Here is an 11137-nt window from a genome sequence, read left to right on the forward strand (position 1 = left end):
TATGGCCATCAATAGCGAGAAGGGCTTCAGCGAGATCTGCAAGCCGCAGGGGCAGTCGCCGAACTCGGTGGCAATGACTCGCGCAGCAACAAGCTTTCAACACAGCTCGCCCCCTTCTGAGCTACAGAGTGGGCTACGTTTTCTTGCGAAACCGCCGGACCTGGAGCAATAGGGCGCTGCGCGTTTCGATGCAAAGTGCAGCTAAGCGCTACCGGACTCATCCACCTCGATAGGAAAGGTGAAGTTCGGATCGTCTTCGCTTAAATCGTCGAAGGCGGACGCCAATAGCAAACCGGGATCCTCCGGCAGGTCAATTTCGGTCAAGGGTACAAGCTCTTCATCACCTAGATTCAGCGGTAGCTGCTGAGCGAGATCCTTGAACATGAATTTGATGGCGACGACTCGTCTCGCCTCACGCTTCAACTCGTAAGTGACGTCCAATCTACTCTTGGTGCGCAGCTCTTCCACCGCAGGATCAATCACACGTTGACGAAGATTGTTAAACCGCTGGTAAGCATCGGAAAGCCCTAAAGCGGTCCTGAGCGTCTCGATCTCGATGTATGCCCATCCGGTCTTTTTGAACTGCATGAGCATCTCGAAAAGCCGAAATGAGTGACTTGAGTCGAGACGGGCCACGCGCCGCAGATCGTAGCTGGTGAGCTTGGTATGAAGCCGGGACAGATACGGCATAACATGGATTGTGAACGACAGCTCTACCCTGCCCTCCCCCGCTATGTAACGCGCAGCATCTACCCAGCGCTTACGCTCCACTGCAGATCCATCGAACGTCTTCACCTCCCGCTCAAAAAGGACGTCTGCTGTCTCCTTCATCTGCTCGTAGGCATGACGAAGCTGCACACCATAGATTTCTGAATACAGCAGGGCCGAAACCGAAATTTTCTTCGGCATCCCTTTACGAGGATCAATTTGGCTTATCGCAGCCAAAATCAGCCTCTGCTCGTTAAGGGTAAGCCGATACGAGGCAGTGATGAGCGTGTTTGATTTCGTTACCCGGATCGGCCGAGGATCAGCTTGATCTGGAACGGAGGTGGATACCTTTGACATGTAAAGACCTGGTAAGAAGCCTTCGAACCCTACTATTCCTTTCCCCTGTAGTCGATACGGGGCCCAGCGAAAAAGGAGTCGAAAGCCCGTACAACGCGCTTTTGGCGCGACCATCAACCGCCCAGACGATTCCGGCAGAATCGTGTAGTAGTCGTCTCGGCGAGACGCGGTGGTAGGTAGTAAAGCACTGACTGAGCGGACATGCGAGTACCTTAATTTGTAGTCGATCCACATCTAGCTGAAGTAGCGCACTGCTGGGAGAACTACTGAAAGAGTCTCCATACCGTAATCTGTAGTCGCAGCGCCGGCCGGACGTCACGTCTAGCAAGGCCACGCTGAGCCTGGGTCGTTCAATACCGTAATGTGTAGTCGTCAGAAGGCTTACGGCCTGCGTACAGCCCTAATTTGTAGTCGATCAGGCGAACTGACTGCGTTTTTGCCGCCAAAACGTCTGTTTGATGCCGTAATTTGTAGTCGTGAGCTCGGTTCTAACGAAATCCTGATCGGCTAGATACCGTAATTTGTAGTCGTTTCAGCAGGTTAGACGACGGACTAGCCGTAATTTGTAGTCGTTAGTAAAGGTTTCCAGTGACGTTGGTTACCGCCATATGTAGTCGTAAGACGTAATAGACGTGTCAGTTCGAGCGTACCTGATTGCGTCCGACTACGATGATCTGCGCACCATGGGAAAAACACGCGACCAACCAAAAAGCGAAATTTTTCCTTTAAAAACAATGATTTATAGGAATAAATCCGGATTTTCTGTATTCAACGCCTTAGACGAGGGCGAATCCGAACCATCTTTAATCGCTACCGTGCTAGCACTGTTCAGATATACAGCCGCTATCTGTAGCATCGACGAGCACGTACCAGTGGATAACAGCCAGAATCTGTAGTCGCTGCTACCGGAATCTGTAGTCGATCAACACGGAATCCGTAGTCGGCTCAGCCGTAAAGGCTAGTCGCATTACCGGAATCTGTAGTCGATACCCCCCACGGAAGCCAGGCCTGGCGCGGGTTTCAGCGTCTTAAAAACAAGATAAAAACAAGAAATAAAGATTTAAAAAGCTCCTAAAAGGCTGGTCTCTGTGGACAAGGAAGCGCCACGATGCTCAACGAGCCGCTATCGACTACAAATCACGGCATGTGCACAGTCGCCTGTTTGGCGACAGACAGTCCTCTCTGGATACCCCAACGTCTCGCGTGATAGCGGCCAGTCAGGCCGAGCTACATGTGATCAGGAGATACTCGACGAGCACCTCCGACCGTAGGCATCAGCACCCTTTTGACCTTCCAGCTGGAACCAAAGCCGCGGATTTGCTGCCAAGGGACGGGGCAGATGACTAAATGCCCTAGGAGTAGACGACAGATCCGCGAGTCACCGACGGTCGTCACACAAAGCCATTCGATATCACGAACCCCTCCCCTCTGCACAAAGGCTACCTACTACTCGCATCGGTGATCTCGTTACACCTGCAATCAGACACCAGTCCTCGTCCCGAAGAGGTTTTGTTTAGCCACCACTCCAGCAGAGCAATACCTACCCAACCAGATGGGGCAGGCAGACCGGATAAAACAGGGGCAAGACGTCGTTGGCAAAGGACGAGATCCACTTTCCTTTTCAAAAAGCATTCTTGCCTATCTAACACAGCTAGCTAGGTGCTCCACGCAATACGTTTACCTGACATCGCTCATCTCACATACCAACGCGTTGACACCCCCTATGAGCTAGCTGGTACCCAGTACCTGGCACATAAAGGTCAATCCAGCGTCGGATCGAGATTGAATGGCCCTTAGCATCCCTAACCCCTTCTAGAAGAAGTCAGAAAACGGGGTCCAGATGTGGAACGCAACGGATAAACCAACAGCCACCACATAAGGTTGAGTCGAACGATGTCGGAGAGACCGAACGGCGGATGCGAGGCAGCAAAGCACGCCAGGCTTCATACACGAACGGACACTGACTACCGCCCGTACTTCTCACACCACAGATCGAAGGCTTCGATGAATATGTCCTGACCAGTTAGACCAAGGTCGATACGCGCCAGCTGAAGCTTTCTGTATCGATCAGCGTCGCACTTCACGCTTAGGGTTCTGTTTTGGCCAGCCTTTGCCATGGGGGCAACCTCCTCTCCTGCATGTTGCGCGGGAGCCTGGTTGCTTTTAGCAACGCTGGGTGCTGACGATGCTGCAGATGTGACAGGCTCTGCTGCGTTAGAGGTTTTGAGCATTGAGCCGAGATCTCGAGGAGTACGAGCCATTAGATCCTACCTTAGTCCGCAAATGCTTAAATAAGTGTACGAGTGCGTGAGTGCTTAAACAAGCGCTTAAGCACGTGATTGCTGATTGCTCAGCTCTTCTAGTATGTAGTCGCACAACTTTCTGATATCACGAGACGCAGAGCAGCTCGGCCGTAGCTCTTGGGGTACTCGACCATCGATCCCCGCTTCAACCATGATGGTGCGACGAGGCATCGGTGGGCACAGCTTCCCGTGTTGAGACAGAGCCACCATTACGTCTTTGGTGATATTTGTATTGAGCGTCACTTCGTTCAAGAGGAATACGAAGGGCTTATTTTCGTCCTTCACCAGCGTCAGGGTCTGCCGTACCGCACGCAGATCGTGTGGACCCGCCTTTACTGGAATGATCACAAGATCTGCGAACTTCACTGTCGCGGTGATGACGTCATTGGACTCAGGAGGTGTGTCGATAAGGACGTAGTCATAGCCCTCACCTTCCAGCACGCTGATTGCTGCGCCCAAGCTCTCGTATGGGACATTTGACATCTGCGGCTCTTCGATCTCGCGCTCTTGCCACCATTCGGTAAGGCTGCCCTGCGGATCAGTGTCTATCAGCATCACCCGATTTCCGCGGCGGGCCAACTCCACTCCCAAGACCTCGGTCGTAGTGGTCTTACCAACACCGCCCTTTCTTGACGCAATCGCGACTGTCTGCACCAGGAACCTCCTTCAGAATGTAACCACGCGCTTAGGTGCGCAGATGCTTACTTGCTTACGTAAGTGCTTGCGCATGTATTTGCGTGAGCGTTGATGCCGAGTATATGCGTGCACACGCATGCTCTCAAGCGGATAAGCACGCACGTAACTGCTTACGCGAGTGCTTGGTTAAGCATTTGCTTAGACTTGAATTGTGGTTACACGGGAGCGTTGTTTCGAGATCGTGGCTATGGTCAAGGAAATGCTGTCGAATCGGTTTCCATCGATCCTTACTTAAGCGTTTGCTTAACTAAGCGCTCGCGCTGGCGCCAGTATCTCTGCGCCTGAGGTGAACGAACCAGCGGGTTGGAAGAGGGTGACGCAAGGCAGCGTAAGTGGGATGGAGGCGGCTTCCAGTGGTACTGGTGCTGATGGTTTGAGGCGCTGCTATCGCGGGCGCCCATAGGAAAGTCTCTATCTCAGTACTTGCCAAATAGACCAGTCGCGCACATGCTTGGGTGCTTGGGTGCTTGGGTGCTTGGGTGCTTGGGTGCTTGGGTGCTTACCTGCGTGCCTAAGTAGGGCGTAGCCTCTCAACCGTTCAGCATAACAAGCACCGAAGCTCGTCCTGATGACAAGAAAGCCAGCGAGCAGTTAAGAAGCACGCAAGTACTCATATGCGTAAGTGCTTAAGCACGCATTAGCGTGCTCACGCAGAGCACGCGTTGGTGTCCACCAATTACGTACGATAGAGCTCAGCACGTGCGCTGGTGCAGCAATTGCGGGCCGGCTCCCTGCATTGCCAACTGGGCGGCAACCAATTCAAACCATCCACGTAAGTGCTTACATGCGTAAGCGCTTACGCATGTAAGCACTTAAGCATATATTTGGCTAAGCACGATGCGTATGGTTTGAAATTCTTCCGGCCAAAGGACATTCGATTGCCCCTGAGCAGGGGGAGAGCCGGACGGTATGCTTGCCCTGTATCAGCTGCGGCACGACGGAACCGATTCGCACCGTTGTAGGCAGGAGCATCATGCAGTCCTAGTAGTAGGAAGTTAGCTAGGCATCGAGGTCAGTCGAGTAAACCCAAAGCAAAAAGCTTTTCACGTTTCTCTAAGGAGAGCTTATTGGTCCTAGCCAAGGTTCGCTGCCGAGAAACCCACGCCCCGATTTTCATTCCACTATCAGTCACGTACTTGGCAGGCAAGCTCGTGCTACGGTTGCGATTGATGTACGTCACAACTTCAGAAAAGTACGCTCGCCACGCGTCTTCAGCGGGATCGAAGCTAAAACCGAGTGCTACTAGGCGTAGGTGATCATCATCACCTGCGCGGCTTTTCAGTCGTGTCCGCTGGTTTGAACACCACCTGCCGAGCTTGTAACCATCTACGCTGACGTATGCAATCGCCACATCGCAGTGGCCATGCTCCGCCTTGAATTTCTCTAGGTGCTGCAGGCCTTGGTCGAATGCTGCGCCGAACACCTCCCACACGAAGCCCAGCTGGTTCAGAAGCTCAATGCGTTGCTGGTCCATCTGCCCGTCGCGGTAGCGCGCACGCTGATTCCCTACCCAGGTACCAAGCGCTGTCCCATCGGGCAGCACATAGTCGAGCGGTACATTCACATGGCCATACTGAGCGCAGAAATCCTTCAGCGCGACATAGGCGGCTTCCCAGCGGGCATCCAGCACCCCAGCGTCGAAGTCGAAGCCAAGGGCGGCCAGCCGATCTCGTCTGGACAGGTCGATCTGACGACTTCGCTGGTTTCGGCACCAGTCCGCCAGGTCGGTACCGTCGACGAGCACTTGGCGTTGGGCAACACGCAGTTGGCCGTGCTGCTCCTTGAACGCCACGAGCGCCTGATACCGTTTCTCCCAGGCGTCATCGAATGGGCTCAGGGTGAAGCCCAGCGCTTCAAGCAACGTTTTTTTGCGCGGCGCCAGCCGACCGAGGCGATAGGCCTTGCGCTGCTCGCTGCACCAGTGGCCCAGGGCAACGCCGTCTGCATTGACGACGTCAGCGGCAGGGGAGGGCGATCCCGTCTCCGCCATGTAACTGCGCAAGGCTTCATACCCCCGCTCCCAAGCGTGCTCGCGCGGATCAAATTCGAAGCCAACGGCCTCCAGCTGCTCGGCACGGTTGGGCGCTATCCGGCCTAGTCGGTGAAGCGCACGCTGGCGTGAGCACCAGGCGCCCAGGGTATGCCCACCGGGTGTTCGGTAGCTTCGGGCCACCCGGGCATGGCCACGGTCAGCCACGAAGGCACGCAGGAGGCCGTAATAGCGCGGCCAACTGCCGGCAATGCGCCCTACTAGCTCCGTCGAAAGCAAAGCTTTGAGGCTAGCGGCCCAGTCGCCGGCGTCGGGACGGCCTAAAGGCGCGATGACGTGCAGCTTGTTGAACCAGCCGGGGGAGGCAGCCTTTCCGGTTTCGCCCTGGTCCACTGCGGCGCGATGAACCTCGTTGAGCATGGCGTCGTCTTGCTCGGCGAGCGCCGCCAGGGTCCGCCAGACCGTGGACATGTCGCTGCGCGCCACGGCCTGGACGAGCGATTCACTGGAGCTGCGCTTTAGGCGCAGGGGAATAAGCACATAGCCGTAGCGCTTGCCTGGTGCCTTGCGCACTGCGCGGCCCAGCGCCTGGACGATGTAGACGTGACTTTCCCGACGATGCATAAAGGCGACCAGATCAGTATCCGGCACATCCACCCCTTCAGCTAGGCAGCGAGCACAGGACAGCGCCGCGCGCGGGGCCCGGCCGTACTGGAGCAGCAGTCGCGGGCGCTGCCATGAGGGGAAAGAGCCGTCGATGTGACGGGCCCAGAACTCGCTCTCGCCGACGGCTTCACGCAGCGCCGTCGCGAAGCGCTTCGACTGCGAGATACGGGAATAAAAAGCGAAGGCTTTGCGGGCGCCGACGTCGGTCATAGCCCGCAGCAACTCCTGGGCGTGCACCGCGTAGCGGCGCTCCTCATCATCCAGTGCTGCGGCGAGCTGCTCGTCGTCCACTTCCTCCACGGAAATGATGACGCGGAAATCGCAGATGATGCCTACGGCGACGGCGGCGGAGTAGCTGAGCTCTTAGGCGACCGGACCGAAGACCGCCTCATCCGTCATGGAGTGAGTCGGCCCCGCCCCAGCCGGACCCTCCTCTTCGGCGATAGCCAACGGTGTCGCGGTGAAGAAAAGGCGCCGGTTGATCCGCAGGGTAGGGTGATCGTTCAAGGCGAAGCTGTTGCGGCGGCCGGCGGCGCCCGCCGTTTTGTGCGCCTCGTCCAGGATCCCTAGGTCAAACGCGAAGCCTGGTGGAAGACCTTGGGCGAGGGTAGGGGCACTGGCATAGGTGCACAGTACGATCACGTCTCGACCTAGGGTACCGACCTTCAGCGCGATCTCCTCCGGCGAGGTAGTGACCGCAACCGGCAGATCCTCGAGCACCTCGTGCTCATCGTCGAGCGTTGCCACGCTCTCATCGCTGCAGACGCACAGCACGCGTTCCAGATCCAACTCCGCGTTGCCCGCCCAGGCCTGCAGCGTCTGGCTGACCAGGGCGAGCGAGGGTAGGAAGATGACGATACTGCGGGCACCGAGCGCTGCGGCAACCCCCTGTGCGAGCCGAGTCTTTCCCGTCCCGCACGCCATATGCACCTGCAGCCGGGCGCGCCGCTTGAATCCGTCCAGGATGCAGGCGCGGGCTTCGAGCTGGTGAGGGGCGAGGAGGCTGGAAGAAAACTGCATCGGTATTAGGCGGCGGTGACGTAGTGGAGGAGAGTGGTCATTATCGCACCGAATCGACTGGTGCTTCAGGCGCTCGCTCGCGCACGGCGATACCGCGCCGCTGACGGGCGCTGGCCTTGCGGGCTGAAGTCCCTCCATGCTGCGCCGCCAGGTCTTCATCGGACCAGACGCCCAGCAGCTCCGCAATCTCCCTGAGGGATGTCTTGTTCGTGAGAACCTGCTCGCCGCAGCGGATTGCCTGGATCTGCACCAGGCCGCAGCCGGCGCGGGCTGCCGAGGCCTCATCGGATAAGCGTGGTAGCAGCGCCTGCAATTTGGCTGTCCAGCTCGGGGCGCCGCGAGTCGACGGGATACCGCAGTCCCGACGCAATTTGTTGACTATGGGCTGGACGATGCCGAGCGCCGAGCCAATCTGCGGGTCACTGAACGTGTTCAGCATGGCGTCCGTCTCTGACTGATCCGGCAGGGGCCAAGAGGTGCCACCCCGCGTACGTACCTCGCGCCGAGTGCAAGGTAGATGTGGATTGTTTGTTCACGGCAGCGACGGTTTTGGTTTACATCATTGTGAATAGGCTGTTTGACCTCAGCCTTGATGTGACAGCTTTGTCGCAGAGACTAGTAACGTAGATACGTTGTATCTACTCCCTGCCCGGGCTACACTGAGGTATATCTACGGTGTATATACGTCAGGAGGTCCATGTGGAAGTGAAAATTCAGCAGTGGGGTAATAGTGCGGCGATCCGCTTGCCATCTGCCGTGCTCAAGCAAATGAGCTTGAGCGTTGGCTATGTGCTGAGCCTTGATGTGACGCCTGATGCGTTGACTCTCAAGCCCACCAAACCCAAGCCTCATTACAAGCTTGCGGAACTCATGGCCAAGTGCGATTTGAACGCGTCGGAGCCGGCTGAACTTGCCGCTTGGAACGCCATGCAGCCGGTGGGACGTGAAGCGTGAAGCGAGCGAAGTATGGTCGCGGCGATATCGTGCGCGTAAACCTGAACCCTACTGCCGGTCGTGAACAGCAAGGTGACTTCCGCCCGGCGCTGATCCTGACGCCGGCTGCGTATAACGCGACTGGCCTTGCAGTGATTGCTCCCATCACCCAGGGAGGTGACTTCGCTCGCTATGCAGGTTTTGCTGTCACCTTGACGGGTGCCGGTACCGAAACGCAGGGCGTGATCCTTTGCAACCAGATCCGTTCAGCTGACTTGGAAGCTCGTGGCGCCAAGCGCGTCGAAGGTGTGCCGGATTTCGTAGTGGACGATGCATTGGCCCGAGTTCAGGCGTTATTTGAATAGGTAATGCTCACCGAGGAAGGGCGGAAGCGAGGCGAACACTTCGGTAGGAGATTCCTCCGGTTGCAGATGACCGCCTGGTAGGGTCTGTCCGCGAACGTTCCGCGCCCACCGGCGCTATATCGCCGTAGGCAACTCGCCGGTGACCTGGGCCGCCGACCAAAGCATGAGCAGCGGGCAATCCACACGCCGGCCCCGAGCCTGGTCCGCGAGATCGTCCACCAAGTCCTCGTCGGCGCCGGCGCGGTAGTCCTCGCAGATCGCTCGGCGCACTGCAGGATCGCGAAAGGCCTCGCGATAGGCTGCCAACGCATGCGGCTCAACGCATTCAAGCCCACCCGCCATGCGCGCCGCGCCTGGTCGATAAAGGCATCGGGATTGCCCGCCAGAAGGCGCTCGGGCAGGTCGCTCGGTTGAGCCAGAAAGGTCCAGTGAAAATTCGCCAGCCCGTGCGCTCGGTCGAAGGACTCCCACACCTCTGGTGTGGGCACCACGGTGAGCGCCGCATAGCGCTCGACTCGAGCCGGATGGCCCAGCGCCAGTCGGTAGCCGACGCGAGCGCCGCGGTCATGGCTAACCACGGCAAAGGTCCTAAGCCCGAGGGCGTCCATAAGCTCCAGCAGGGCCGCCGCTACGCGTCGCTTGGTCCAGCGAGACTCCTTGTTATGCTGACGGCTGGCGCTGTAGCCCGGCAGATCAGGCACCACCACGCGATACGTCCGGGCAAGCTCCGGGGCAACGCGGCGCCAGGCGAGGTGAGTCTGGGGATATCCGTGCAACAGCAGAACGGCCGGGCGCTGGCCGCCGATTACACCGCGGAGGCTGCCTACGAGGTGTCCACGCAGAGCCGCTCGAAACCAGGGAAATCGGAGACAGTCATGGCTAGCGTCTCTCTACGCGGTCGACGAAGGTTGCCAAGTCCTGATTGAAGCGCGAGGCCTCTTCTAGGAACGGCGCGTGCCCCAATTCAGCGTAGCGCGTGACCGTGACGCGCGGATTCAGCGCCTGGGCCCGGGCGATGGATGGCTCTGGCCGTACGAGGGCGTCCTTTTCGCCAGACAGCAGCCAGACCGGTACCTGCGCGCGGCCCAATCCGGCGGCGGCCGCCACATCCTGACCCTGCACGGCGCTCTGCATATCCCAGGATGCCATGGAGGCGTTGGCTTACAGGCGCTGGAACACCGCCTGCGCTGGCGGCGTGGCGAAGCACAAAGCGAGAAAATCTCGGATGGCATCCAGATGTGTGCGCAGATCAGTTGAGACCAGGGCCAAAAGCAGCCGCTCAGAAGCGGAGTCTTTCGACCCCATAGCTACCTTAGGCCCAGCAACTGATCGCCGAAACCGTCTTTCTCGACCAGCCTTAATCGAGCGCGTCCGTTGGCTGCGGGACCCGTGCTTCCCTGTGTCGATCAGACATTTGGATCTGCGATGACCTTGATGTCCTAGCCGCCGATGCGTGCCTCACCGCTTTGCAGGATAAAAGGGATAGCAGATCAGGCCATAGAATTCGCGCGTCATCTGATTGCGTGCTACTCATTGTCGTCTAGCCTGCTAATTGGCACACCTGTCACGGGGTTCGCTATGGATAGTCTCAGAGCGCGGCTAGAGGCACTGGATCCTCCAGTAAAATCTTTTCTGGAGTGGCGCGCAGACGGCTGGCTCGTCTGCTTGGTTGACCCTTCCGTTCCTGCCATGGTTTATCGAGTTATTGAATGGTCAGTGATGAACGATCTTGGTCAGACCAATATGATCATCTTGCATGCTGTCAATGAATTAAGACGCAAAGGATCAAATCTCCCGCTAGAAGCCGATACAGCGCTTTTGGCAAGAGGATTGTGAATGAGCATGGCGTAGAAAAAGAAAAGGCCCATATTCCGATACAGGCCTTGGCTCAACACCTTGGGGGCAGGACGAGCCCAAGCAGCAAGCAGCAAGCAGAGACCACGTTAGTTAAAAACGTGTGATGCAAAGATGAAATTCGTTGCATTTGACGTCTAGCGCACTATTTCACAGGAAACGCTTACCCATACGATGGAGACAGGTCATGTTACTAGGGCTTGTCTGAAAAGTCGTGTTTGCTAGCCTGTTCCTGTGATGGCAAT

General features: G+C 57.4%; 9 protein-coding genes and 1 pseudogene. 2 read left to right on the plus strand and 8 right to left on the minus strand.

The genetic code is table 11. The features are described from left to right. Positions 1–201: 201 nt before the first annotated feature. The 5 genes from GSQ95_RS19645 to GSQ95_RS19660 form a co-directional block, all read right to left on the minus strand. Complete coding sequence (locus tag GSQ95_RS19645; RefSeq protein ID WP_158890390.1) at positions 202–1065, minus strand: replication initiation protein; 864 nt, start codon at positions 1063–1065, stop codon at positions 202–204. Positions 1066–3392: 2327 nt separating this feature from the next. Beyond that, positions 3393–4022 carry a ParA family protein gene (locus GSQ95_RS19650; RefSeq protein WP_178118371.1) on the minus strand — a complete coding sequence of 210 codons (630 nt, stop codon included), beginning with the start codon at positions 4020–4022 and terminating at the stop codon, positions 3393–3395. A gap of 1054 nt (positions 4023–5076) precedes the next feature. Beyond that, the gene (locus GSQ95_RS19655) at positions 5077–7011 is read right to left on the minus strand and encodes a helicase associated domain-containing protein (protein WP_256664654.1); all 1935 of its coding nucleotides are present in this window, start codon (positions 7009–7011) and stop codon (positions 5077–5079) included. 72 nt (positions 7012–7083) lie between these two features. Beyond that, entirely contained in the window at positions 7084–7740 is a 657-nt protein-coding gene (locus GSQ95_RS26640) for a DEAD/DEAH box helicase family protein (protein WP_256664655.1), read from the minus strand. Between the two features lie 40 nt (positions 7741–7780). Beyond that, on the minus strand, positions 7781–8179 hold the full coding sequence (locus GSQ95_RS19660; protein WP_158896952.1) for a hypothetical protein: 399 nt from the start codon (positions 8177–8179) through the stop codon (positions 7781–7783). Positions 8180–8439: 260 nt separating this feature from the next. Here GSQ95_RS19660 and GSQ95_RS19665 point away from each other — a divergent pair, with 260 nt between their 5' ends. Continuing rightward, on the plus strand, positions 8440–8694 hold the full coding sequence (locus GSQ95_RS19665; protein WP_158896953.1) for an AbrB/MazE/SpoVT family DNA-binding domain-containing protein: 255 nt from the start codon (positions 8440–8442) through the stop codon (positions 8692–8694). After that, positions 8691–9038, plus strand: coding sequence for a type II toxin-antitoxin system ChpB family toxin (locus GSQ95_RS19670; protein ID WP_158896954.1), 348 nt, complete (start codon positions 8691–8693; stop codon positions 9036–9038). The genes GSQ95_RS19665 and GSQ95_RS19670 overlap by 4 nt, the downstream gene beginning before the upstream one ends. Before the next feature lie 114 nt (positions 9039–9152). Here the strand turns inward: GSQ95_RS19670 and GSQ95_RS26645 are convergent, their stop codons facing one another. The 3 genes and pseudogenes from GSQ95_RS26645 to GSQ95_RS19680 form a co-directional block, all read right to left on the minus strand. After that, positions 9153–9344 carry a hypothetical protein gene (locus GSQ95_RS26645; RefSeq protein WP_256664656.1) on the minus strand — a complete coding sequence of 64 codons (192 nt, stop codon included), beginning with the start codon at positions 9342–9344 and terminating at the stop codon, positions 9153–9155. 29 nt (positions 9345–9373) lie between these two features. Further along, a pseudogene (locus tag GSQ95_RS27255) lies at positions 9374–9814 on the minus strand (alpha/beta fold hydrolase); the annotation flags it as partial. A 103-nt stretch (positions 9815–9917) separates the two neighbouring features. Continuing rightward, positions 9918–10187: an alpha/beta fold hydrolase gene (locus GSQ95_RS19680; RefSeq protein ID WP_218580219.1), complete on the minus strand. Its 270-nt coding sequence runs from the start codon at positions 10185–10187 to the stop codon at positions 9918–9920. Positions 10188–11137 lie beyond the last annotated feature (950 nt).

Origin of the sequence: Pseudomonas sp. BAV 4579, from assembly GCF_009765395.1 — a bacterium.
Taxonomy (GTDB): Bacteria; Pseudomonadota; Gammaproteobacteria; order Pseudomonadales; family Pseudomonadaceae; genus Chryseomonas; species Chryseomonas aestiva.

Bases quoted from the DNA above. Each gene is read 5' to 3' on its own strand.
- GSQ95_RS19645 (WP_158890390.1), bottom strand. From the start codon at position 1,065: ATGTCAAAGGTATCCACCTCCGTTCCAGATCAAGCTGATCCTCGGCCG.
- GSQ95_RS26640 (WP_256664655.1), bottom strand. From the start codon at position 7,740: ATGCAGTTTTCTTCCAGCCTCCTCGCCCCTCACCAGCTCGAAGCCCGC.
- GSQ95_RS19660 (WP_158896952.1), bottom strand. From the start codon at position 8,179: ATGCTGAACACGTTCAGTGACCCGCAGATTGGCTCGGCGCTCGGCATC.
- GSQ95_RS19680 (WP_218580219.1), bottom strand. From the start codon at position 10,187: ATGGCATCCTGGGATATGCAGAGCGCCGTGCAGGGTCAGGATGTGGCG.